Genomic DNA, 23,784 nt, shown 5'->3' on the forward strand with positions numbered 1-23,784 from the left:
GCGCGTCACGTCAGCCAGTCTTCCCGGTCGCGCCGAGGCCCGGGACGATATCACCGAGGCTGAACGTCACTGGATTGTCGAGTTGCGCGTAGGTGCAGGATGTCGGCTCCCGGTCCGGCCGCCACCGGTTGAACTGCGCGGTGTGGCGGAACCGCTCGCCCTCCATGTGGTCGTAGCGCACTTCGACCACCCGCTCGGGGTGCAGCGGCACGAACGACAGGTCCTTGCCGGCGTTCCAACGGGAGAACTCGTTCTTCCGTGGGGTACGGTCACCCGCCTCGTGAGCGGCCCAGTTCCATGGGTGATCGTCGAAACCGGTTATCAGCGGCTGCATTTCGGAGAACAGCTCGCGCCGCTTGGCCATCGGGAATGCGCCGATCACACCGACCGACGCCAGCGTGCCGTCGTCCTTGTAGAGCCCTAGCAACAGCGAGCCGATCGCGTCGGGGCCGGACTTGTGCACCCGGTAACCGGCGACCACACAGTCGGCGGTGCGCTCGTGCTTGATCTTGAACATGATTCGCTTGTCGGGTTGATAGGTGATCGTCAATGGTTTGGCGATCACGCCGTCCAGGCCGGCACCTTCGAAGTCGTCGAACCAACGCTGCGCCGTGTCGAGGTCCGTGGTCGCCGGCGTGACGTGAAACGAGGGGCCCGTCGCGCTCAACGCGTCCAGCAACGCGGCGCGCCGCTCGGTGAACGGCCGGCGGGTGTAGTCGTCGTCGCCGAGAGCCAACAGGTCGAAGGCGATGAACGATGCCGGCGTCTTCTCGGCCAGCATCCGCACCCGCGAGTCGGCCGGGTGGACGCGCTGCTGCAGCGCTTCGAAGTCCAGGCCGTGGTCGGTGGCGATGACGATCTCGCCGTCGATCACGCAGCGCTGCGGCAATTCGGCAACCGCCGCCGCGACCAGTTCCGGGAAGTAGCGGGTCATCGGTTTCTCGTTGCGACTGCCGACCTCCACCTGATCGCCGTCGCGAAACAGGATCGACCGGAACCCGTCCCACTTCGGCTCGTAGGACGCATCGGGCGGGATCGCCTTGACCGATTTGGCCAGCATCGGCGAAACCGGCGGCATGACAGGCAAGTCCATTTGCACATTGTGTCCGAACCGCTGTGCTGGAATCGGAAGATGGCATCGCCCGCGGAGGAAATCGACGTCGACGGCATCGCCGTCCGGCTGACCAACCCGGACAAGATCTACTTTCCGAAGCTGGGCTCCGAGGGCACCAAGCGCGCACTCGTCGAGTATTACCGCGCCGTCGCCGCAGGTCCGATGCTGGCGTCGTTGAAGGACCGGCCGACCCATCTGCAGCGCTTCCCGGACGGCATCGACGGCGAGGAGATCTATCAGAAGCGCATCCCGCAGCACCACCCCGACTATCTGCAGACCTGCACCATCACCTTCCCGTCGGGTCGTACCGCCGACGCGCTGCGGGTGACGCATCCGGCCGCGATCGTCTGGGCGGCGCAGATGGGGACCGTCACGCTGCACCCGTGGCAGGTCCGCTGCCCGGACGCCGAGCACCCCGACGAGTTGCGGGTCGACCTGGACCCACAACCGGGCACCGGGTTCGACGAAGCGCGCAGTGTGGCGATCGACGTGCTGCGCCCGCTGCTCGACGAACTCGGGTTGGTGGGCTACCCCAAGACATCCGGCGGCCGGGGGATCCACGTGTTCCTGAGGATCAAAGCCGACTGGGATTTCATCCAGGTCCGCCGGGCCGGCATCGCGCTGGCCCGCGAGGTGGAGCGTCGCGCCCCCGACGCGGTGACCACGTCGTGGTGGAAAGAGGAACGCGGCGAGCGGATCTTCATCGATTTCAACCAGAACGCCCGCGACCGGACCTTCGCGTCCGCCTATTCGGTGCGGCGCACCCAGATCGCGACGGTATCGATGCCGCTGTCGTGGGACGAGCTGGCGACCGCGAACCCCGACGACTACACGATCGCGACAGCCGCCGAGCTGGTGGCCGACCGCGACGATCCGTGGGCGGACATCGATACGGTCGAGCAGTCGATCGAACCGCTACTGGAGATGGTCGCCGCCGACGAGGAGAGCGGGCTCGGTGATCTGCCGTACCCGCCCAACTATCCGAAGATGCCCGGCGAGCCGAAACGTGTTCAGCCGAGCAAAGATACCGACCGCAAGCGCTAGCTACTGCAGCTTGCCCGCCACGAAGGTGGCGGCCTGGTTCGTCGAGTCCGGAACGTAGCCCAGGTGGGCGATGATGCTGCCACCCTCGGCGCAGATGTTGTCGTTCGGCAGGCAGATGTCGATGGCCTTCGGGGTGAAGCTGGGATCGAGCGCTGGAATCTGGCTGTCCGACAAGCTCTTCGAATAGCTGCTCTGCGGGTTGCCGAAAAGGGCAACGGCCGCAACGTGATTGGCGACCTGCGGGGACAGCCGGTGGCTGGTCATGTCCGCGACTCCGGCGCCCTGCGAGTAGCCGCCGATCACGATCTTGGTGTTGGGGCAGGCCGCGGCCGTGGCCTGGACGTGCGCCACCTCGTCGTCGGCGCCGGCGTGCGCGCTGTTCACGTAGTCGGTGGTCGACGGGTAGTTGACCGGGTAGAGGTTGATCGTCTTGCCGGGCAGTTGAGCGGTCAGCGAGTCGTAGAAGGCCTGTCCGGGTCCGCCGGGTCCGACCGGCTCGCCGGTGCCGCGGGCGAACACGACTTCGGCGTTCGGGCAGTCATCGGCCGCGGCCGTCGGGGCCGGCGGGCTCGCGACCGGGACCGTGAGAAAGGCGAACACCATCAGTGGCGCACCGGCGACGATGCGGGCCACGCTGCGACTTGTCATGGGTGGAATGGTGCCATCCCCCCGTGGCACGCGTGCGCGCTACCGGTCTTCCAGTAGTCGCAGCGGGTGCAGGCCGTCGACGGCGCCGACGAACGGCGGATGGACGCTATAGCCCAGCATGCGCCGGATGTCGTCGGACACCGAGCGCGCGATGTCGCGGGACACCGACAGCGTGAAGGCCTCCATCGGCCGCAGCCACGGTTGGCAGTACTGCGCGGTGACGGCCAGCCGATCGGCGTCGGAGGTGTTGGCGCCGCCACCGTGCCACAGCGTGCCGACGAAGAACACGCACGAGCCGGCCGGCATCACCACCGGCACCGCCCGGTCCTCCGGGCCCGGCCGCCGCTTACCCCAGCGATGGCTTCCCGGGTAAAGCACCGTCGCGCCGTTGTCGGCGGTGAAGTCGTCGATCGCCCAGATCGTGGCGGCCGCCAGCGGATCGCGGGGCCGGGGGATCGGGTAGAAGCCGTCGTCGTGGTGGGCCAGCTGCGCCGCCTCGCCCGGCTGGATGTTGATCGCCTGCAGCGCCGAGAGCAGGTAGTTGGGCATCAACAGCCGGTCCAGTGCGGCCAGCACCCGCGGGTGGTCGACCACCGGGTCGCAGATCCGCGTCCGGCTCAGCACGCTGTAGATGCGCTGGGTGCGGCGCCCCTCGAAGGTGTTGCGGCCGGTGTGCCCGAGCCAGGGTTTTACCTCATCGCGAATCTGGTCGCACTGCTCGGATGTCAGCAGGTTCTCCCAGACGATGTAGCCGTCGCGGGCCAGCGCGGCCGCGTCGGCCTCCACCACGGCGGGGTCCACCGCGGTGCCACCGCTGGGCGTCCACTTGTAGCGCAGCGCCAGATCGCTGCGAAGGTCTTCCAGTGTCGTGACGGAGGTGTCGTCAGGGGTCATCTGCACCAGTCCTCGGCTCTGACGACACAGTAAGCCGACCCCGCGCGTGCGTCACGCATTCAGCGGATCGTTGCGCGATTGGTTATAAATATGGCGTGGCCACCACCTTTGCGGACGTCATCAAGTCCAAGTACCTCCTCCTGACCACCTTCACCAAAGACGGTCGCCCGAAGCCGACAGCGATCTGGGGCGTGCCGGACAACGGCAAGCTGCTGGTGATCACCGACGACGGGTCGTGGAAGACCAAGCGGATCAAGAACACCCCCCGCGTCACGCTCGCCAAGAGCGGAGCACTGGGCAAGCCGAAGAGCGACGACGTGGACGGCGTTGCCCGGATCCTGCCGAAATCAGAGACCCGGCGGGTCTACAACGCGGTGCTCAAGCGCTACTGGTACCACGCCCCGTGGTTCTACGTGCACTCGATCGTGCGGGGTGGAATCGACAAGGTCCACGTCGGGCTGGAGATCACGCCGCCCGTTGGTTAGTCAGGCTACCCAGCCGTTGCGCGCTGCCGTAATCGGAGCGTTATAGTAGCCGCATGCGTCTTTTTGGCCTGAGCCCTTTCATCCGCGCCGGCGTTGCGGCGCTCGCAGTCGGTGCCGCTGCTGCCGTCTTTCCGCCGGTGGCGCTGGCAGATCCGGAGCTGGAGCCCGGCCCCGGCCGCACCTACAACGACTCGACCGACGACTTCCCCATCCCGCGTCGGATGATCGCGACGTCGTGTGACGCCGAGCAGGTTCTGGCCGCCGCGCGGGACTTTTCGCCGGTCTACTACCAGCGGTACATGATCGACTTCAACAACCACCCGAACGTTCAGCAGGCGACCATCGACAAGGCGCACTGGTTCTTCGGGCTGTCGCCGGCGGACCGCAGGCAGTACTCGGCCAACTTCTACCCGCCGTTGGGTTCCGGTGGCGACCCGCTGTGGTTCGCCTGGCCCAACCACTTCAAAATCTTCTTCAACAACAAGGGCGTCGTCGCCCACGAGACCGAGAACTGCATGAACTATCCGCGCGGCGACATGTCGTTGTGGCAGTGGTTCTGAGTCGCTAGCCTTTTTCGTCAGCCTCGGCCAGTAGGCCGACGCACGTCGCGGTGATCAGGCGTGTCAGCGCCGCGGTGAAATCGATCTTCCAGTCGGGCGGGACGTCCGCCCGGTTCGCGTAGGCGTCGGCGAGCCGCTTCGGCGGGTTCGCCATCTGCCACAGCGGCGCCGCCAGCGAGTACGACGCCAGCAGCACATCGAAAGCACCCGAGCGCCCCAGCGCCGGCAGGGCGTTCTCGATCGCCTCGGTCAGCGAGAGCACGGCGCTGTTGCTGATCTGCTTGAGTTCGAGCACCCGGTCGATCTCGACCTCGTGCTCGAGGTGCAGGTGCAGGTTGGCGAGCAGATCGCAGAACAGCGGATCGGCGGCCAGCCCTTGGGCCAGCGCCTCGGCGATCCGCGCCGGCGACATCGGTCCGGGCTCGGCCAGGTCGGCGCAGACCGTGTCCGAGAAGCGCGACCAGCCCTCCACCGCGAGGTTGAGCAGCACCTCTTTGTGGGAGGTGAAATAGCGGCGCACGGCCGAGTAATGCACTCCGGCCCGGCGTGCCACGTCGGTGAGGGTGACCGAGGCGACGCCGGACTCCAGCGCCAGCGAGCGGGCCGCTTCGACCAGCGCCGCCGCCCGCTGACGCTTCTTGTCCTCGGTGCGGGCGCGCTGGAAGGTGAGCTGCGGCACCGCGCGAGGATAGCGCACACGGACGCATTGCGGGCTGCTGTGGAACCCGGTAGCGTCCGCTTACGCACACACCATGCGTTACGTATGAATCGCTGTTGGGGCGGGGTAAGGAGCCGACTATCGGGGGTGCGGACGTGGTTTACTCGTCAGGGTCCGGCGGCGCCCTGAGGCCCACGCAAGCGCCCTGAGACGTCCCGTCGAGCAGCGGGTGAATATCTTCGTGTAATTGGGTCGTCGCCGAGCAGAGGCGCCACCGGTAGCGGTAAAGGGGTTTTCGATTCTCAGGGTGTTGGAGCGGACGTGGATTCCGCTCGTCATTGTGATCGTGGTCGGTCTCGGTGGATTCACCGTGTTCCGGATCCACGGCATCTTCGGCTCTGAGAAGCGTCCCGCGTACTCCGACAGCGCAACCGACGACAGCAAGCCGTTCAACCCGAAGCGGATCACCTACGAGGTCTACGGTTCGCCCGGTACCACGGCGGACATCAGTTACTTCGACGCCAACGCCGATCCGCAGCACGTCGACGGCGCGAAGCTGCCCTGGACTCTCAAGATGACGACCAAGGCCGCGTCAGTGGTGGGAAACGTTGTGGCGCAAGGTAACAGCAACACGTTGGGTTGCCGCATCATCATCGACGACGTGGTCAAAGCCGAGCGGGTCTCGCACGAGGTGAACGCCTTTACCTACTGCGTTCTCAAGGGCGCATGACCACCCGGCAGAGCAGGACCGACGGCGCCGCACCGCCACGCGGTCCGCGACTGATCCGTCAGTACGCGGTGGCCATCATCCTCGCCTGGATCGGGGTCATCATCCTGATGGCCGTGGCCGTCCCACCGCTGGAGAAGGTGGCCGAAGAACGCCAGGTCTCGTTGAGCCCCAAGGACGCTCCGTCGGTCCAGGCGATGGAGGTGACGGGCAAGAAGTTCAAGGAGTCCGACTCCGACAACTTCGCGATGCTGGTGCTGGAAAGCGACACCAAGCTCGGTGACGAGGCCCACCGGTATTACGACAGCATCGTCAAGCAGTTGCGCGCCGACCCGGCACACATCCAGCACGTGCAGGACTTCTGGGGTGATCCGCTCACCGCTCCGGGCGCCCAAAGCCCGGACGGCAAGGCCACATACGTGCAAATGAACCTCGCCGGCAACCAGGGCACGACGCTGGCGGAGCAGTCGATCGAGGCCGTCCGCGGCATCGTGAACCGGACACCGCCACCCAAGGGTGTGACGACCTACGTGACCGGACCCTCGGCGCTGGTGTCGGACATGCACCACAGCGGCGACAGCACACTGGTCAAGATCACCATGGTGACGATGCTGGTGATTTTCACCATGCTGCTGCTGGTGTACCGCTCGGTGTGGACGGTGGTGCTGCTGCTGATCACCGTTTTCATCGAATTGACCGCGGCCAGAGGCATTGTCGCGTTCCTCGGCTATCACCAGTTGATCGGGCTGTCCACCTTCGCTGTCAACCTGCTGGTGTCGCTGGGCATCGCTGCCGGCACCGACTACGCCATCTTCTTCTTCGGCCGCTATCAAGAGGCGCGTCAGCACGGCGAGACTCGCGAAGAGGCGTTCTACACCACCTATCACGGCGTCGCTCACGTGGTGCTGGCATCCGGCCTGACCATCGCGGGCGCCACCTTCTGCCTGAGTTTCTGCCGGATGCCCTACTTCCAAACCATCGGTGTCCCGTGCGCGGTGGGCATGCTCGTCGCGGTCGCCGTCGCGCTGACACTGGTGCCGGCCGTCATCGTGGTGGGCGGTCGCTTCGGGTTGTTCGACCCCAAACGGCGCATCTCGACCCGCGGCTGGCGACGGGTCGGCACCGCGATCGTTCGGTGGCCGCTGCCGATCCTCGCCGCGTCGATCGGGATCGCCCTGATCGGTCTGCTGACCCTCCCGGGTTACCAGACCAGCTACAACGACCGGCTGTACATCCCGCACAACATCGCCGCCAACCAGGGATACGACGCCGCCGAGCGGCACTTCTCCCAGGCCCGGCTGATGCCGGAAGTCATGATGGTCGAGTCCGACCACGATCTGCGCGATCCGGCCGATTTCCTGGTGCTCGACCGACTGGCCAAGGGTATCTTCCGCGTCCCCGGAGTCTCACGCGTGCAGTCGATTACGCGCCCTGAGGGCACGGCGATGGAACACACGTCGATCCCGTTCCAGCTCAGCATGCAGAACGCCGGGCAGACGCAGATCATGAAGTTCCAGAAGGCCCGCATGGAGGACATGCTCAAGCAGGCCGACGACCTCCAAGAGACGATGAACCGCATGAGGCACATGTACGGCCTCATGCAACAGCTCACCGGAATCACGCACAAGATGATCGGTGAGACCAGGGAGATGCAGGCGGTCACCGAGGAATTGCGCGACGACGTCGCCAACTTCGAAGACACCTGGCGGCCGATCCGCAGTTACTTCTACTGGGAGAAGCACTGCTATGACATCCCGATCTGTTATTCGCTGAGGTCCATCTTCGACGCCGTCGACGGCATCGACGAGATCGACGACAAATTCCAGATTTTGATCAGTGACTTCAGCCAGCTCGACAACCTGATGCCGCAGTTGATCGTCGACTTCCCACCGATGATCGAAACCATGGACAGCATGCGGACCATGATGCTGACGATGCACAGCACCATGTCCGGCATCTTCAACCAGATGGACGACATGAGCTCCAACGCAAACGCGATGGGTCATGCGTTCGACCAGGCCAAGAACGACGACTCGTTCTATCTGCCGCCAGAAGTGTTCCAGAACAAAGACTTCAAGCGAGCACTGAACAACTTCTTCTCGCCGGACGGCAAAGCGGTGCGGTTGATCATCTCGCACCGAGGTGACCCGGCATCGCCGGAAGGCATCGCGCGGATCGCCTCGATCCGGGAGGCCGCGGAAGAGTCGCTCAAGGGCACCCCGCTCGAAGACGCCAAGATCTACCTCGCCGGCACCGCGGCCACCTTCAAGGACTGGAAAGACGGCTCCAAGTACGACCTGATGATCGCCGGAATCGGTTCGCTCTGTCTGATTTTCATCATCATGCTGATCATCACTCGGAGCCTGGTCGCATCCATGGTGATCGTAGGGACGGTGGCGTTGTCGCTGGGCGCCTCGTTCGGCATGTCCGTGCTCGTCTGGCAATACCTACTCGGCGTCAAACTGCACTGGATGGTGCTGGCGATGTCGGTGATCGTGCTGCTCGCCGTTGGATCCGACTACAACCTGCTGCTGATATCGCGGTTGAAGGAAGAGATTCCGGCGGGTCTGAAGACCGGGATCATCCGGGCGATGGGCAGCACCGGCAAGGTGGTGACCAACGCCGGTCTGGTGTTCGCGTTCACGATGGCGTCCATGATCGTCAGCGATCTGCGCATCATCGGTCAGGTGGGCACCACGATCGGCCTCGGTCTGCTGTTCGACACCTTGGTGGTCCGTTCGTTCATGACGCCGTCGATCGCCGCGCTGCTCGGCCGCTGGTTCTGGTGGCCGATCAAGGTGCGGCCGCGGCCGGCCAGCGTCATGCTGCGGCCTACCGGACCGCGCACCGCGGTGCGGTCGCTGCTCGGCGAGAGCTTCGGCCAAAGCTCGGGCGACGACGCCCACACCGCGCCATTGCCGAAATCGACCGCCTGACAGCCGTTTCACGCCGTCGCCGGGCGGTCTCGGTTCAAAGTGTTGTCGACTTCTGATGCGGATGCGAGAATCTGGTCGTGACCGCCGAGAAGGCAGCTCTGGTCCTGCTGCATCCTGCGACCAGCTCGGAGCGCATCTGGCAGCAACTGGTCCCGCTCCTGTCGGAGAAGCACGAGGTCCACACACCGACCCTGCTCGGACATCGCGGTGGACCCGCGGTGCAGCGTCGTCCGGTGACGCCCGACGACATCGTCGATTCGGCCGAAAGCTACCTCGACACGCACGGCCTGGACCGACCTCATCTGGTAGGTAATTCCGGTGGCGGCGCGGTGGCAATCGAATTGGCCCGCCGCGGGCGAGCAGCTACCGTCTGTGCTTTTTCGCCGGGCGGTCTCTGGTCATCCAATGAAAGTGCTGCGGCCCGGCGGGTACACAGGGCTATCCGCATTGGGGGAAAAATGGTTCGCCTGCTGAACCCCGTCGCACCATTAGTGCTCCGGTCGGCTGCGGGACGGCGAATCGTCCTGCGCAATTTCATTCGCCATGGCGAACGACTGAGCCCGTCCCGGGCTCTGGACCTGTACTTCACCGATCCCATGGGATGCACGATCATGGCTGACTTCGCAGCATCGCGCGACGTCGTCGAGCCGCTCGATCCGCTGCCGTGCCCCATCACCTTGGCCTGGTCAGAACACGATCGGATGGTCCCCGCCGAACCATATGGACGGATGGCACGCGAACTGCTGCCTGCCGCGACATGGACTCTGCTGCCCGGCGTCGGCCACAATCCCATGCTCGATGATCCGGAGTTGGTAGCTCAGACCATCTTGGCTGTCATTGAGGGCGGCTAGCTAGCCGAGAACCCACGCAGCTCAGCGAATCAGCAAGCAACCCAGGACAACTAGACCTTCTCGACCACTCCCGCTTCGGTCTCGTCTTCGGGGGCGCGATGGATCAGATCGCGGACCGCCGGGCGCGAGCCGTACGGCTGGAGCATGACGCTGGCCGGGCGTGGGCGCACGTGCTGCGGCCACCAGAACCAACGCCCGAGCAAGGTCGCCAGCGACGGCGTCATGAACGACCGCACGATCAGGGTGTCGAACAACAGGCCCAGCGCGATCGTCGTACCCACCTGGGCCATCACCTTCAGCGGGCTGAAGGCGAAGGTCGCCATGGTGGCGGCGAACACCAGGCCGGCGGAGGTCACCACCGATCCCGAACCGGCCACGGCGCGGATCGTGCCGGTCTTGAGGCCGGCGCGGATCTCTTCCTTGAAGCGGGAGATCAGCAACAGGTTGTAGTCCGACCCGACCGCCAACAGCAGGATGACTGCCATCGCCAGCACCATCCAGTGCAGCTTGATGCCGAGGATGTACTGCCAGAGCAGCACGGAGAGTCCGAACGACGCGCCCAGCGACAGCAGCACGGTGCCGACGATGACGAACGCCGCCACCACGCTTCGGGTGATGATGAGCATGATGACGAAAATCAAAGTGGCAGCGGCAATTCCGGCGATCAACAGGTCGATGTTGGAGCCGTCGTGCATGTCTTTGTACGTTGCGGCGGTACCGCCGAGGTAGACCTTGGCGCCTTCCCACGGCGTGCCCTTGATCGCTTCGTGCACGGCCTGTTTGATCGGGGTGATGTGGCTGACGCCCTCGGGGGTCGCCGGGTCGCCCTCGTGCGAGATGATCAGCCGGACGGCGTGCCCGTTGGGCGAGATGAACTGCTTGAGGCCGCGCGCGAAGTCGGGGCTTTTGAACGCTTCCGGCGGAAGGTAGAACGTGTCGTCGTTCTTCGCCTTGTCGAACGCGTCGCCCTGTGCGGTGGCGTTGTCGGACTGCGCCTTGGCCTGTTCGTTCAGACCGTTCGTGGTCGCGTAGTTCGACATGATGGTGTCGAGGTTCGCCTGCTGGCTGGCGATCTGCGGCGGGATCAGCGCCACCAGCTTCGGCTGAATCTTGTCGAGTTTGTCCAGGTTCGCGCTCAGGTTCTCGATGTTCTCGCTGACCTGGTCGATACCGTCAAGAGCATTGAAGATCGACCGGAGTGTGTAGCAGGCCGGGATGTCGAAGCAGTGTTTCTCCCAGTAGAAGTAGCTACGGATCGGCCGGAAGAAGTCGTCGAAGTTGGCGATGTCGTCACGCAGCGCTTCGGTGATCTTGACGGTCTCTTTGGTGAGCTTGGTGGTCTCGTGAGTCGTGTTGCTCAGATCCTGGGTCACCTGCATCTGCTCGTGCAGCGTCGCCATCGTCTTTTTCAGCTCGTCGGCCTGCTTCAGCAGGTTCTTCGCCTGCTCTTCCTGGTAGTGCTGGGTCTGGATCCGGCCGGCGGCTTGGGCGCCCATCTGGAAACCGAGGGTGCTGTGGTCCAGCGGCGTGCCCAGCGGCCTGGTAATGGTTTGCACCCGGCCGATGCCAGGAATATGGAAGACCGCTTTGGCCACCTTGTCCAGGACGATGAAGTCGGCCGGGTTACGCAGGTCGTGATCGGTCTCGATCATCAACAGCTCAGGGTTCAGCCGGGCCTGGTCGAAGTGCCGGTCCGCCGCGGCATAGCCGACGTTGGCCGGGGTGTCCGGCGGCAGGAAGTGACGGGTGTCGTAGTCCGTCTGGTAGCCGGGCAGGGCGAGCAGACCGACCAGCGCAATTGCGATGGTGACCGCAAGAATTGGTGCGGGCCAACGGACGATCGCGGTACCGATCCGGCGCCAGCCCCGAGTTTGCAGCTTTCGCTTCGGGTCCATCAGCTTGAAGAACGATGCCACGGTCAGCACCGCTGGTCCCAACGTCAGCGCCGCGAACACCGCGACCAGCATGCCGACCGCACAGGGCACGCCGAGAGACTCGAAATACGGCAACCGGCAGAAGCTCAGGCAGTACATGGCGCCGGCGATGGTCAGGCCTGAGCCCAACACGACGTGCGCGGTGCTGTGGAACATGGTGTAGAACGCTTCTTCGCGCGTCTCGCCCATACCACGGGCCTCGTGGTAGCGGCCGACGATGAAGATTGCGTAGTCCGTTCCGGCGGCGATCGCCAGCAGCACCAGCATGTTGTTGGCGAAGGTCGACAGACCCATGACGTTGTAGTAACCCATTGTTGCGACCACGCCGCGGGCCGCGAGTAACTCCACGAAGACCATGAACAGCATGATCAGCACGGTGCTCACCGACCGGTAAACGAACAGCAGCATCACCAGGATCACCAGGATGGTGACGAGGGTGACCTTCGCGACGCCCTTCTCACCCGCGTGCGACTGGTCGGCGATCAGCGGGCCGGCACCGGTGACGTAGACCTTGATCCCCGGCGGCGCCGGCACTGAGTCCACGATTTTGCGGACGGCCTCACTGGACTCGGAGCCCAGACCACTGCCCATGTTGCCCGCCAGGTACACCTGGACGTACGCGGCCTTCTGGTCGTGGCTCTGCGAGCCCGCGGCGGTCAGCGGATCGCTCCAGAAATCTTGGATGTGCTGGACGTGCTTCTTGTCCCTCTCGAGGCGCCTGACGATCTCGTCGTAGTACTTATGGGCCTCCGCCGCCAGCGGCTTGTCGCCCTCCAGTAGGACCATCGCCGAGTTGTCGGTGTTGAACTCGTCGAACGTCTTTCCAACGCGCATCTGCGACTGGAATGACACCGCGTCGTGCGGGCTTTGCGACACCGAGTGGTTCTTCGAGACGACCTCGAGCTGCGGCGCAACGGTGTTGGTGACGAAGACGATGCCCAGCCACACCAGCACGATCGGCAATGCCAGTCGGTGGATCCACTTCGGCAGGAAGGGCGGGATCAGCGGCTGGTCGACGCGCGGGGTCTCGGTCTCAGTGGTCTCGCTCATGCGGACTTGTCCAGGCAGTAGACGAAGGCGTTGTTGGTTTCGGCACCATCCGAACGATTGGGGGTCTTGATGACGTCACCGCTTCCGTCGTGCTTGTTGACCACGAACTGGCAGGCGATCCAACTGCCGTCGCCCTGCGCCACCAGGTTGGCCGGGATTCCGGGCTTCGTGGAACTCAACACTGTGCTCCACGGCAGGGGCACGTTGAGGGCCTGTTGCGGATGGGACTCCGCGTCGAGGTAGTTGATGGTCGCCGTGCTGCCCGGTGGGCCCCAGACCTGGAGAGTCACCGTCTTGGCGTTGAAACTGTCGAGGACCTCGCCCGAGGTACCACCACCGAACGAGCCCTTGTGAACGCCGAAGACGCCGTGCAGGCGGTGCACCACGAACCCAGACAGGGCGACCACCACCGCGAGGGTGAGGACCAGCCAGTACCGGGCAAAGAGAGCCAACAGACCTCTGCGTTCCGGCGGTCGACGGTGGGCGCGATCGCCCCCGCTACCTGCGGAACCCGGAGTCTTCAGCGGCTCTGTCCTTGGCTCAGTCGTCGTCATGGGCGCTTCAATTCCTTAACCGCGGGCGAAGGCTGCTCAACTAATTAGCCTGTGTGTAACCTTAGCTACTCTAATCTGAATAGGCGACCAGAAAGAAACCGGGCGCGGAGGTTGTTCAAGACCGTAGCGCGGCCGCGGACCGGTGGCTCGCTGGGCCGAAGGGGACACAGTGACGATGAGCGGACGCAGATTCACCGAAGGTAGGATTCAGCCCATGAAGCTCACGGGTTTAGCGATTGCCGCCGCTGCCGCGGCGATCAGCCTGGCCGCGCCGGCCTCTGCCGACCCGGACATCGATTTCGACAACCTGATCGCCTCGAAGTACGGCATCTACGGGCCGCACGACTACAACCCGTACATCGCCAAGATCGCCTGCCACCGGCTCGGGGTCGGGGTTGACCCCGACGCCGCCGCGTCGGCCAAGTTCCTCTCGCACAATCTGCCGCGAGGCACCACGCAGGTACAGGCGTACCAGTTCCTCGGCTCGGCGATCAGCATCTACTGCCCCGACCTCCAGGGCAAGCTGCAGCACATCCCCGGCACCTGAGCCAACCTCACGTCTTGACGAACCCGCGCGGCAACGTCAGGGGCAGGTCGGCGTAGGTGGCGATGCCCGGCGCGGCGGCGACCACGGCGGGAATCGCGTTGATCGCCGGCAGGGCCGTCATGATGTGGCCGAGGTCCATGAACTCCTCGATCGTGGTGGCCTCGAAGTAGGGCGGCGGCAGGAAACCGACCTTGGTGGTCACCGTCGGTTGCCCGTCGACCTGGATGACCCAGCCGTCGCCGTCGATCTTCCAGTCCGGCTCCAAAGTCTGGCCTTTGCGCCACCTGACGTTGAGGTCGATGACGGTCTTGCCGTCGAGGATGCCCTGCCAGCTGATGTAGGTGCCCGCCACGCACCCGGCCGGAATGGTCCACGACGCCATCTCGAGATCCGCTGTGGTCTGGGCGAATTCGGCTTCGCACCGGATTTCGTCGAGTTCGATGCCCAGGGCGTCGCCGACGAGCGCGACCGCTTCGCCGAAGATGGCGGTGCCCTTGGCGGCCATTGCCGGCAGGTCCGGATTGTCGATCGGCTGACCGAAGCCGACCGGTTTCTCGGTGTCCGGTGAGTCGTAGAACGTGGTGTCGGCGGCCTCGTTGACGGTCACCTTGTCGACCCGGTTGCACACCATCGCCGAGACGATGGCCAGCAGTTCGGCGAAGCCGGGGCTGACCCCGGACCCGAAGATCGTCGCGCCGCCTTTCGCACAGGCCTCGACGAGTCGGTCGCGGCCCTCGCCGAGGTTCTTGCCGGTGATGAACGACGCGGTGGTCACGACGTTGACCCCGGCGCTCAAGATGCGGACCAGCTCGTCGACGTTGATCCACATCGGGTTGTAGACAACGCAATCGGGCTTGAGTGCGAGCAGGGCGTCGACGTCGTTGGTGGCCGCGACACCCAGCGGCTTGATGCCGACCAACTCGCCGGCATCGCGGCCGGCCTTCTCAGGTGACCAGGCGTAGAGGCCGACCAGCTCGAGAAGCGGATTGTCCGCGATCGATTTGAGGGAGCTCTTGCCGACGTTTCCGGTGTTCCACTGAACTACTCGATAGGTGTTTGGCACTCGCTCAGCATAGGGAAGCCGGACCGACCGGAACTGGCAATTGCCTACTCGTCTACGGGAACGCCGCGCCGCGAACGCCGCCGGCGATGCGAACCCTTGCCGATCGGGCGTCGATTGCGGAGCCCGCCGGACTCGGTGTCCTCGTCGGTTTCCTCGGCCGCCTCGGTGTCTTCGGTGTCCTCGGCGGTGGCGTCTTGGGTCTTCGGCTCGACAGCGGTGGCCGTCGACTCGACTGCGGCTTCTTTCGTCGTGGCCTCGGAGCTCGCGCTTTCGGCGGCCGCGGCTGGCGCAACTTCGGTGTCCTCGGCCGCTTCGACCTCCGTGGCGGCCGGGTCGGTGTCCTGGCCGGGAGCCGCCTCGGTCTCGTCGGTGGCGTCGGTGGCTGCGTCGTCGGTGCCTGCGTCGTCCGAGGTCGCGTCTTCCTCGTCGGTCTTGGCGTCGGCCTTATTGCCGCGCCGTTGGCGCTGCCGCTTTTCCTTCTTGGGCTTCAGCGGCTTCGGCGGTGGTGGCGGCTGCTCGGCGACGAACGACAGGTAGAACGCGGCGATGCCCAGCAACGCGAGCGCGGCCGCAGCGCCGTAGATGCCGAACAGCCATTGGCCCACGGCGTCCAAAGCGAGCCAGATCTCGGCGATCGCCGTGCCGACGATCAGCACGCCGGCGGCGACGTGCGCCACCACGGAACAGGTCCGCAGATTCAACGCCAGGGCCGGGGTGCCGAACTCCGGCTTACGCAGCTGCACCAGGGAGAACACCACCGGCAGAGCGGCCAAGCCGACGAGAAGTCCCGCGACGATCCGTAGGCCGGTGCCGAGACCGTGCGAGGTGTCGCCCATCAGCTCGGGCCAACGCGGCAGCACGAAGAAGAAGTAGAGGACGCCGGCGGCGACCGAAAGCGCCGCGTGCCAGAAGATGGTGGCCCTGCGTCCCATGCCCCTCCTCGAGTGGTAGTCCGGAAGCGACCAGACCCTATCAATTGGGCCTGGTCACGTCCCGAACCAAGTGCGGAGGATGCGGGATTTGAACCCGCGAGGGCTATTAACCCAACCCGCGTTCCAGGCGAGCGCCATAGGCCACTAGGCGAATCCTCCGTCGGCAATGGTAGCCGAGGGCCAACCTCTGCTCGGCGACGATGCAGGCAGGAACGATCCCGCCGCGACGCGGGGAGGAGGCCGGCCGTCGCCGCCGGCGCGGGTACTAGACTCTCGGTGGACCCCGCGCGGCGTCTATCCTGTGAACTCCCCCAGGGCCGGAAGGCAGCAAGGGTCAATGGGCTCTGGCGGGTGCGCGGGGTCCCCTATTCCAAGCCTGCAGTGAAACGTCGAAAGGCGAATGGTGTCGTACGGCTCGTTCAGTTCCCTTGGCCGTGACGACCTCGAGGCGGTGCACGCCCGAAATCAAGACGATTACGGGCAGCTGCAGTCCAAGAAGCTGTCGCTGGATCTCACCCGCGGCAAGCCCTGCAGCGAGCAACTCGACCTCTCCAACGGGCTACTGAGCCTGCCCGGTTCCGACTTCCGCGACGGCGACGGCACCGACACCCGCAACTACGGCGGCCAGCACGGTCTGCCCGAACTGCGGGCCATCTTCGGTGAACTGCTCGGCATCCCGGTGCAGAACTTGATCGCCGGCAACAACGCCAGCCTCGAGCTGATGCACGACGTGATCGTGTTCTCGATGCTCTACGGCGGTGTCGACTCGCCGCGGCCGTGGAAAGACGAGCCGAAGATCAAGTTCCTGTGCCCGGTGCCCGGCTACGACCGTCACTTCGCCATCACCGAGACGCTCGGCATCGAGATGATCCCGATCCCGATGCGCGAGGACGGCCCCGACGTCGACACGATCGAGGAGCTGGTCGCCGTCGACCCGGCCATCAAAGGCCTGTGGGCGGTCCCGGTGTTCGCCAACCCCACCGGACTGAGCTACTCGTGGGAAGCGGTCCGTCGCCTCGTTCAAATGCAGACGGCCGCAAACGATTTCCGACTCTTCTGGGACAACGCTTACGCGGTGCACACCCTGACGCTGGACTTCCCCCGTCCGATCGACGTGCTCGGGCTGGCTGCCGCCGCCGGCAACCCGAACCGGCCATACGTCTTCGCGTCGACGTCGAAAATCTCCTTCGCCGGTTCCGGCGTCAGCTTCTTCGGCGGATCGCTGGGAAACATCGCCTGGTACCTGCAGTACGCGGGCAAGAAGTCGATCGGCCCGGACAAGGTCAACCAGCTGCGGCATCTTCGATTCTTCGGTGACGCCGACGGAGTGCGTCTGCAGATGCTGCGTCACCAGCAACTGCTGGCACCCAAATTCGCGTTGGCTCTGGAGATTCTGGACCAGCGGTTGAGCGAGTCGAAGATCGCATCCTGGAGTGAGCCCGAAGGCGGCTACTTCATCAGCCTCGACGTGCTGCCCGGCACGGCCAAGCGCACTGTTGCGCTGGCCAAGGACGCCGGCATCGCCGTGACCGAGGCGGGCGCGTCGTTCCCGTACCGGAAAGACCCGGACGACAAGAACATCCGAATCGCGCCCACGTTCCCGCCGGAGTCGGATCTGCGTGACGCGATCGACGGCCTGGCGACCTGCGCCCTGCTGTCGGCGACCGAATCGCTGCTCAAGAGCGGTTAAGCGTTCGCCAGATCGACATCGGCGCGGAGAAGTGCGAGTGACCAGCACGCTGCCGTCGATCTCGGCGTTGCCCGCCTCCTCAACGAACCCCTTCGGGGTTCGCATCGTCGGACGAGCTGGGTAGCCTCTGACCCGTGGCTCTCTACCGCAAGTACCGTCCTGCGACCTTCGCCGAAGTGGTGGGGCAGGAGCACGTCACCGAGCCACTGTCGACCGCGCTGACCGCCGGGCGCATCAACCACGCCTACCTCTTCTCCGGCCCGCGTGGCTGCGGCAAGACCTCGTCGGCACGCATCCTGGCCCGCTCGCTGAACTGCGAGCAGGGTCCGACCGCCACCCCGTGCGGGGTCTGCGACTCCTGTGTCGGATTGGCGCCCAACGGATCCGGGACCATCGACGTCGTCGAACTCGACGCGGCCAGCCACGGAGGTGTCGACGACACCCGCGAGCTGCGCGACCGGGCGTTCTACGCGCCGGCCCAGTCGCGCTACCGCGTGTTCATCGTCGACGAGGCGCACATGGTCACCACCGCGGGATTCAATGCGCTGCTCAAAATCGTCGAGGAGCCACCCGACCACCTCATCTTCGTGTTCGCCACCACGGAGCCGGAGAAGGTGCTGCCGACCATCCGCTCGCGGACCCACCACTATCCGTTCCGGCTGCTGCCGCCCAGGACCATGCGCGGCCTGATCGAGGGGATCTGCGCCCACGAGGACGTGATCGTCGACGACGCCGTCTACCCGCTGGTGATCCGCGCCGGTGGCGGTTCGCCCCGCGACACGCTCTCGGTGCTCGACCAGTTGCTGGCCGGGGCTGAAGGCAACCGGGTCAACTATCAACGGGCTCTGGGGTTGCTGGGCGCCACCGACATGGCGCTGATCGACGAATCGGTCGACGCGCTGGGTGCGGGAGACGCCGCGGGGTTGTTCGGGGCCGTGGAATCGGTGATCGATGCCGGCCACGACCCTCGCCGTTTCGCCACCGACCTGCTGGAGCGGTTCCGCGATCTGCTTGTGCTGCAAGCGGTTCCGGATGCCACGTCGCGAGGGGTGGTCGATGCGCCCGAGGACGTGCTGGAGCGGATGCGCGAGCAGGCGACCCGGCTGGGTCCGGCGACGCTGACCCGCTTCGCCGAGGTGGTGCATGCCGGTCTGACCGAGATGCGCGGCGCGACCGCACCCCGCCTGCTGCTCGAGGTGATCTGTGCGCGGCTGTTGCTGCCGTCGGCCAGCGACGCTGAATCGGCTCTGCTGCAACGCGTCGAGCGCATCGAGACGCGACTGGACATGTCGATTCCGGCCGGCGAGCAGGCGGCAGTGGTGACGCAACCCGCCTACGTCCGGCCGTCGGCCGTCGCGGCGCAGGCGGCACCCCCGCAGCCGGCGCCCGTGAAACCGGAACCCCCGAAACCGGAACCCTCGCAACCGGCGCCCACGCCGGATGCGCCTGCGTTGACGCCCCCGGTGGTCGCCACCGAACCCGAGCGTCCGGCCGAGCCTGCGCCGGTCCAGCCTGCGCCGGATCCGGTCGAGGTCGAGCCCGTCGTGGCCGAGGAGAGCACGGCGGCCGTGGGCGCCGGCGAGCCGAATGCGGCCGCGGTGCGCACCCTCTGGCCGACCGTCCGCGACAAGGTCCGGCAGCGCAGCAGGACCACCGAGGTGATGTTGGCCGGTGCGACCGTCCGCGCAGTCGAAGGCAACACCTTGGTGTTGAGTCACGACTCGGCGCCCCTCGCCAAGCGGCTGAGCGAACAGCGCAACGCCGATGTCATCGCCGAGGCGCTCAAAGATGCGCTCGGCGTGGATTGGCGGGTGCGCTGCGAGACCGGCGCACCGACGGCATCGGCGGCCCCGGCAGCACCGGCCGCGCCGCCACCGGTCGAGCGTCCGCGTCGAGTGGTCCCGCCACCTCCGCCGCCGGAGCCGTCCGTCGACCGGGAATCGGATCAGCGAGCCGAGGAAGAAAGCATGCTCGCCGAGGCGAACGACGACGATGCGTCGACACCGCGTCGCGATCCCGAGGAGGTCGCGCTGGAACTCCTGCAGAACGAACTGGGCGCTCGCCGCATCGACAACGCCTAGTCCTGCAGGTCGGGTGGCCGCTACACGACCGGGACGTGACCTAGACCATAAGTAAACTTTAAGCTGTTAAATCAGTCAAATAGTATGTAATACTCCACTTATGACTACGGTTAGTATGCGGCCGTCGGAGGCCACTCTCGGCACGCCACATGCTTCGGAGCAGGATGAACGCGCGATCGTCGACACCGGCGACCTTCCCCACCCGCCGTACCGGGTTCCGTTCGTGGGAGACGTCCTCGGGCTCAATCCCCGTACCCCGTTCCAGTCGTCGCTGCCCCAGACGAAGAAATTGGGGCCGATCTCGGCGCGCAAGATGCTCGGCACCGAGATGGTCGCCGTCAGCGGACTCGATCTGGTCGCCGAAGTGCATGACGAGGCCCGCTTCGGGAAGTACGTGGGGCATCACCTGACGCCACTGCGCGAGGTCATCGGGGACGCGCTGATCACCGTCGAGACCGACAATCCGAATTGGAAGCTCGCGCACGACATCCTGAAGCCCGCCTTCAGCCGCGAAGCGATGCAGGGTTACCACTCGATCATGGTGCAGACCATCCGGGAGATGCTGGTCAACTGGGACGGCGTCGCCGACAACGGACGCCGGGTGGACGTCACCGCGGACATGACGCGACTGGCTCTGGAATCCATCGGGCGGGCCGGATTCGGCTACCCCTTCGGTTCTTTCGACCGGCGTCGGCCGCACGTGTTCATCTCGGCGATGAACCGGGTGCTGAAGTACGCCAGCTGGTCGACGTTCCCGCCGCTGACCAGGCTGCTGCGGCCGGCCATCCGGCGCAACGGCGCCATGATGGGCCGCATCGTCGACGACGTGATCGAGGCCCGTCGCGACGGCGCCACCCCCGAGACGCCCGACCTGCTCGACCTGATGCTCAACGCCACCCATCCGCACACCCGACGTCGGCTGGACCCGGTCAACATCCGTCAGCAGGTCATCACGTTCATCGTCGCCGGGCACGAGACCACCTCGGGCGCACTGTCTTTCGCGCTGTACTACCTCACCCAGAACCCTGAGCTGCTGGCCCGGGCCACTGCGGAAGTCGACGCGTTGTGGGGCGCGCAGGACGACCCTGAGCCGGCTTACGGCGATGTCGCGAAACTTCGCTTCGTGCGGGCGGTGCTCGATGAGGCACTGCGGTTGTGGCCGACCGCGCCCGGTTACCTGCGGGTGGCACACGACGACACCGTGCTGGGTGGGCGCTATCGGATCAAGAAGGGTCAGTGGGTGCTGGTGGTGCTGCCGCTCGTGCAGCGCGACCCGCAGGTGTGGCCGGACCCCGAACGGTTCGACCCCGACCGCTTCGCGCCCGGGCAGATGAAGAACCGCGCGCACTCCTACAAGCCGTTCGGGACGGGTCAGCGGGCCTGCATCGGTCGACAGTTCGCCCTGCACGAGGCGGTGTTAACGCTCGCGCTGATTGTGCACCGCTACGACCTGACCGCGGACCCCAGATACCGGCTGAAGATATCGGAGTCAGTTACGTTGAAGCCGAGGGGATTTCGGCTCCGATTGCGGAAACGTGCGGCGTCGACGCGCAGCCAGTCGGTTCAGGACGGCACCGACCGCCTCAGCGCGTAGGGCCGGCACGGCCACCTATACGCTGGTCGGCGAGATCCGCCCGCGCAGAGGAGTAACGCCTAATGGGAAACGTCAGTGCAGCCAGCACGATCCTGATCAACGCTGAGCCCGCCGCCGTGCTGACCGCCGTTGGTGACTACCGGGACGTCCGGCCCAAGATTCTGTCGTCGCATTATCACGACTACCAGGTGCTCGAAGGTGGGCAGGGCCAGGGGACCGTGGCCAGCTGGAAGCTGCAGGCCACCAAGTCACGCGTGCGCGACGTCAAGGCCAGCGTCGACGTCGCCGGCCACGCCGTCATCGAGAAGGACGCCAACTCGACGCTGGTGACCAACTGGACGGTGGCGCCGGCCGGACCGGGTTCCAGCGTCACGATCACCACGACGTGGAAGGGCGCCGGCGGTGTGAAGGGCTTCTTCGAGAAGACGTTCGCGCCGCTGGGCCTGAAGAAGATTCAGGGCGAGGTGCTGGCCAACCTGAAGCGGGAAGTCGAAAGCTAGACGTCGGGTGACGGCGTCAGTGGGCGGCGGCTTGGCCACCGAGGAACGCCGCCACACCCCGCGCGACCGCGTCGGCGTACTTCTGTCGTCCCTCCGGGCTCTCCATCAGCGCCGAGTCGACCGGGTTCTTCATGTTGCCGCACTCCACCAGGACCGAGGGGTACTGCGCCAGGTTCAGCCCGGCCAGGTCTGAGCGTCCGTAGAGGCCGTCCTGACCGATGTAGCTGGCCGGCGGAATGCCCGAGGCCTGCATCTGGTCGCGCATCACCCGGGCGAGCTGAACGGCCGGTCCGGCCTGCGCCTGGTTGAGCGGCGGTGCCGAGTAATTCACGTGGAAGCCCCGGCCGCCCGACGGGCCGCCGTCGGCGTGAATGCTGACGATCGCGTTCGGGCGCAGGGCGTTGGCCATCGCGGCGCGCTGGTCGACACAGGGGCCGACGGTGGAGTCGTCGCCTCGCGACATGGCGGTCCGCGCCCCGAGCGCGTTGAGGGCGGCTCGCAGTCGCAGCGTGGTGTCCCAGGTGAAGGTGTGCTCCGGGTAGCCGCTGTTGGTGGTCGTCCCGGAGGCCTGGCAGTCCTTGGTGCCGCCGCGACCGGTGGGCACCTGGCGGCTGATCGACCCGTCGTTGGCGCCGTTGTGGCCGGGATCGAGGAAGACGATCATGCCGGCGATGCTTCCGGGTGCCGCGAGTGCGCTCGGCGGAGCGGGTGCGACGACGGCGGCGACAGTGACCACGGCCGCCGCGGCCAATGCCGCCGGGGGCCCGACACGTAGACGGTGAGGTATGCGCACGCCGCCACGTTAGCCCGGCGCCGTCTAGGCTTGGAACTCTGAACCGCCCGCACGGCGCAGGCGAAACCAAGTCGATACCAAGACGCAAGGGGACTGTCATGCAACCCGGAGGCCAGCCGGATATGTCGGCGTTGCTCGCCCAGGCTCAGCAAATGCAGCAGCAACTGATGGAGGCTCAGCAGCGGCTGATCAACTCCGAGGTGGTGGGCAAGGCCGGTGGCGACTTGGTGGAGGTCACCGTCAAGGGCAGCGGCGAGGTCGTCGCCGTGAAGATCGACCCCAAGGTCGTCGACCCCGACGATGTCGAGACGTTGCAGGACCTGCTGGTCGGCGCGCTCGGTGACGCCGCCAAACAGGTTGCGGCGCTGGCGCAGGAACAGCTCGGTCCGCTGGCCGGTGGCTTGGGCGGCGGCGCACTGGGTGTTTGAAGGACCGGTCCAGGATCTGATCGACGAGCTCGGCAAGCTGCCGGGTATCGGGCCGAAGAGCGCCCAGCGGATCGCGTTTCACCTGTTGTCCGTTGAGCCGCCGGACATCGATCGCCTCACCGCGGTCCTGGCCAAGGTTCGCAACGGGGTCCGGTTCTGCGCCGTGTGCGGAAACGTCTCCGACGACGAGCGCTGTCGCATCTGCGCGGATCCGCGTCGCGACGGCACGCTGGTCTGCGTCGTCGAAGAGCCCAAGGATGTCCAGGCCGTCGAGCGCACCCGTGAGTTCCGCGGGCGCTACCACGTGCTGGGCGGTGCACTGGACCCACTGTCCGGTGTCGGACCGGACCAGCTGCGCATTCGCGAGCTGCTGAACAGGATCGGCGAACAGGTCGACGGGGTCGACATCACCGAGGTGATCATCGCGACCGACCCCAACACCGAAGGCGAGGCGACGGCCACCTACCTGGTCCGGATGCTGCGCGACATCCCCGGGCTGACCGTGAGCCGGATTGCGTCGGGCCTGCCGATGGGCGGCGACCTGGAATTCGCCGACGAGCTGACCCTGGGCCGGGCACTGACCGGCCGCCGCGCAATGGCCTGAACCTGTTGTCGCACAGGCAGTCACAGGAGTAACTCCGGCACCTGTCTGCGACCATTGCCTCTCGCTTGGAATCGTAGCCACCCGTGATATCACCTGG

22 protein-coding genes, 1 tRNA gene and 1 other RNA gene are annotated in these 23,784 nt (G+C 65.9%); 14 read left to right on the forward strand and 10 right to left on the reverse strand.

Features of this window, described 5'->3' with window-relative positions; genetic code table 11:
• Positions 1–10 precede the first annotated feature (10 nt).
• On the reverse strand, positions 11–1,093 hold the full coding sequence (locus tag ACZYW1_RS12985; RefSeq protein WP_463786315.1) for an ATP-dependent DNA ligase: 1,083 nt from the start codon (positions 1,091–1,093) through the stop codon (positions 11–13).
• Between the two features lie 39 nt (positions 1,094–1,132).
• On the opposite strand from ACZYW1_RS12985, the gene ligD reads away from it, so the two are divergent.
• Positions 1,133–2,158: a non-homologous end-joining DNA ligase gene (ligD, locus tag ACZYW1_RS12990; protein WP_463786317.1), complete on the forward strand. Its 1,026-nt coding sequence runs from the start codon at positions 1,133–1,135 to the stop codon at positions 2,156–2,158.
• Here the strand turns inward: ligD and ACZYW1_RS12995 are convergent, their stop codons facing one another.
• Together ACZYW1_RS12995 and ACZYW1_RS13000 are read right to left on the reverse strand one after the other, a co-directional pair.
• Positions 2,159–2,806 carry a cutinase family protein gene (locus tag ACZYW1_RS12995; RefSeq protein ID WP_463786320.1) on the reverse strand — a complete coding sequence of 216 codons (648 nt, stop codon included), beginning with the start codon at positions 2,804–2,806 and terminating at the stop codon, positions 2,159–2,161. It lies immediately after the preceding gene.
• Positions 2,807–2,845: 39 nt separating this feature from the next.
• Positions 2,846–3,700, reverse strand: a complete 855-nt coding sequence (locus tag ACZYW1_RS13000) for a phytanoyl-CoA dioxygenase family protein (protein WP_463786322.1) — start codon at positions 3,698–3,700, stop codon at positions 2,846–2,848.
• A 95-nt stretch (positions 3,701–3,795) separates the two neighbouring features.
• On the opposite strand from ACZYW1_RS13000, the gene ACZYW1_RS13005 reads away from it, so the two are divergent.
• Both ACZYW1_RS13005 and ACZYW1_RS13010 read left to right on the forward strand, forming a co-directional pair.
• Positions 3,796–4,185 carry a PPOX class F420-dependent oxidoreductase gene (locus tag ACZYW1_RS13005; protein WP_463786323.1) on the forward strand — a complete coding sequence of 130 codons (390 nt, stop codon included), beginning with the start codon at positions 3,796–3,798 and terminating at the stop codon, positions 4,183–4,185.
• A gap of 53 nt (positions 4,186–4,238) precedes the next feature.
• Positions 4,239–4,745, forward strand: coding sequence for a DUF5078 domain-containing protein (locus ACZYW1_RS13010; RefSeq protein WP_463786325.1), 507 nt, complete (start codon positions 4,239–4,241; stop codon positions 4,743–4,745).
• A gap of 4 nt (positions 4,746–4,749) precedes the next feature.
• Here ACZYW1_RS13010 and ACZYW1_RS13015 read toward each other — a convergent pair whose 3' ends face one another.
• Positions 4,750–5,442: a TetR/AcrR family transcriptional regulator gene (locus ACZYW1_RS13015; RefSeq protein ID WP_463786327.1), complete on the reverse strand. Its 693-nt coding sequence runs from the start codon at positions 5,440–5,442 to the stop codon at positions 4,750–4,752.
• Between the two features lie 268 nt (positions 5,443–5,710).
• Here ACZYW1_RS13015 and ACZYW1_RS13020 point away from each other — a divergent pair, with 268 nt between their 5' ends.
• The 3 genes from ACZYW1_RS13020 to ACZYW1_RS13030 all read left to right on the forward strand — a co-directional run bounded on the left by ACZYW1_RS13020 (position 5,711) and on the right by ACZYW1_RS13030 (position 9,917).
• Positions 5,711–6,133, forward strand: coding sequence for an MmpS family transport accessory protein (locus tag ACZYW1_RS13020; protein WP_463786328.1), 423 nt, complete (start codon positions 5,711–5,713; stop codon positions 6,131–6,133).
• Positions 6,130–9,066, forward strand: a complete 2,937-nt coding sequence (locus tag ACZYW1_RS13025) for an MMPL/RND family transporter (RefSeq protein ID WP_463786331.1) — start codon at positions 6,130–6,132, stop codon at positions 9,064–9,066. Before ACZYW1_RS13020 ends, ACZYW1_RS13025 begins: the two co-directional genes overlap by 4 nt.
• A gap of 77 nt (positions 9,067–9,143) precedes the next feature.
• Positions 9,144–9,917: an alpha/beta fold hydrolase gene (locus tag ACZYW1_RS13030; RefSeq protein ID WP_463786334.1), complete on the forward strand. Its 774-nt coding sequence runs from the start codon at positions 9,144–9,146 to the stop codon at positions 9,915–9,917.
• A 50-nt stretch (positions 9,918–9,967) separates the two neighbouring features.
• Here ACZYW1_RS13030 and ACZYW1_RS13035 read toward each other — a convergent pair whose 3' ends face one another.
• Both ACZYW1_RS13035 and ACZYW1_RS13040 read right to left on the reverse strand, forming a co-directional pair.
• The gene (locus tag ACZYW1_RS13035; RefSeq protein WP_463786336.1) at positions 9,968–12,901 is read right to left on the reverse strand and encodes an MMPL/RND family transporter; all 2,934 of its coding nucleotides are present in this window, start codon (positions 12,899–12,901) and stop codon (positions 9,968–9,970) included.
• Positions 12,898–13,455: an MmpS family transport accessory protein gene (locus ACZYW1_RS13040; protein WP_463786338.1), complete on the reverse strand. Its 558-nt coding sequence runs from the start codon at positions 13,453–13,455 to the stop codon at positions 12,898–12,900. The genes ACZYW1_RS13035 and ACZYW1_RS13040 overlap by 4 nt, the downstream gene beginning before the upstream one ends.
• A gap of 214 nt (positions 13,456–13,669) precedes the next feature.
• Here ACZYW1_RS13040 and ACZYW1_RS13045 point away from each other — a divergent pair, with 214 nt between their 5' ends.
• Positions 13,670–14,002: a DUF732 domain-containing protein gene (locus ACZYW1_RS13045; protein ID WP_463786340.1), complete on the forward strand. Its 333-nt coding sequence runs from the start codon at positions 13,670–13,672 to the stop codon at positions 14,000–14,002.
• Between the two features lie 7 nt (positions 14,003–14,009).
• Here the strand turns inward: ACZYW1_RS13045 and ACZYW1_RS13050 are convergent, their stop codons facing one another.
• The 3 genes from ACZYW1_RS13050 to ACZYW1_RS13060 all read right to left on the reverse strand — a co-directional run bounded on the left by ACZYW1_RS13050 (position 14,010) and on the right by ACZYW1_RS13060 (position 16,156).
• The gene (locus ACZYW1_RS13050) at positions 14,010–15,065 is read right to left on the reverse strand and encodes an NAD(P)H-dependent amine dehydrogenase family protein (RefSeq protein WP_463786342.1); all 1,056 of its coding nucleotides are present in this window, start codon (positions 15,063–15,065) and stop codon (positions 14,010–14,012) included.
• A gap of 44 nt (positions 15,066–15,109) precedes the next feature.
• The gene (locus ACZYW1_RS13055; RefSeq protein WP_463786344.1) at positions 15,110–15,997 is read right to left on the reverse strand and encodes a hypothetical protein; all 888 of its coding nucleotides are present in this window, start codon (positions 15,995–15,997) and stop codon (positions 15,110–15,112) included.
• A 73-nt stretch (positions 15,998–16,070) separates the two neighbouring features.
• A tRNA-Ser gene (locus tag ACZYW1_RS13060) sits at positions 16,071–16,156 on the reverse strand.
• A 116-nt stretch (positions 16,157–16,272) separates the two neighbouring features.
• On the opposite strand from ACZYW1_RS13060, the gene ffs reads away from it, so the two are divergent.
• The 5 genes from ffs to ACZYW1_RS13085 all read left to right on the forward strand — a co-directional run bounded on the left by ffs (position 16,273) and on the right by ACZYW1_RS13085 (position 21,862).
• An RNA gene (gene ffs, locus ACZYW1_RS13065) (signal recognition particle sRNA small type) lies at positions 16,273–16,367 on the forward strand.
• Between the two features lie 33 nt (positions 16,368–16,400).
• Positions 16,401–17,687: an aspartate aminotransferase type Ic gene (locus ACZYW1_RS13070; protein WP_463786346.1), complete on the forward strand. Its 1,287-nt coding sequence runs from the start codon at positions 16,401–16,403 to the stop codon at positions 17,685–17,687.
• Between the two features lie 134 nt (positions 17,688–17,821).
• On the forward strand, positions 17,822–19,768 hold the full coding sequence (locus ACZYW1_RS13075; RefSeq protein ID WP_463786349.1) for a DNA polymerase III subunits gamma/tau: 1,947 nt from the start codon (positions 17,822–17,824) through the stop codon (positions 19,766–19,768).
• A 100-nt stretch (positions 19,769–19,868) separates the two neighbouring features.
• Positions 19,869–21,362 (forward strand): cytochrome P450, encoded by a 1,494-nt coding sequence (locus ACZYW1_RS13080; protein ID WP_463786350.1) that lies wholly within the window; start codon positions 19,869–19,871, stop codon positions 21,360–21,362.
• Positions 21,363–21,424: 62 nt separating this feature from the next.
• Positions 21,425–21,862, forward strand: a complete 438-nt coding sequence (locus ACZYW1_RS13085; protein ID WP_463786352.1) for an SRPBCC family protein — start codon at positions 21,425–21,427, stop codon at positions 21,860–21,862.
• A gap of 16 nt (positions 21,863–21,878) precedes the next feature.
• On the opposite strand, the gene ACZYW1_RS13090 is transcribed toward ACZYW1_RS13085, so the two are convergent.
• Positions 21,879–22,655, reverse strand: a complete 777-nt coding sequence (locus tag ACZYW1_RS13090; protein WP_463786354.1) for an Rv3717 family N-acetylmuramoyl-L-alanine amidase — start codon at positions 22,653–22,655, stop codon at positions 21,879–21,881.
• Between the two features lie 98 nt (positions 22,656–22,753).
• Between ACZYW1_RS13090 and ACZYW1_RS13095 the strand changes: the two genes are divergently transcribed.
• Both ACZYW1_RS13095 and recR read left to right on the forward strand, forming a co-directional pair.
• Positions 22,754–23,083 (forward strand): YbaB/EbfC family nucleoid-associated protein, encoded by a 330-nt coding sequence (locus ACZYW1_RS13095; protein WP_463786356.1) that lies wholly within the window; start codon positions 22,754–22,756, stop codon positions 23,081–23,083.
• Entirely contained in the window at positions 23,076–23,687 is a 612-nt protein-coding gene (recR, locus tag ACZYW1_RS13100) for a recombination mediator RecR (protein ID WP_293004320.1), read from the forward strand. Before ACZYW1_RS13095 ends, recR begins: the two co-directional genes overlap by 8 nt.
• The last annotated feature ends 97 nt before the right edge of the window (positions 23,688–23,784 follow it).

Source organism: Mycobacterium sp. IDUB_36 (assembly GCF_055419225.1).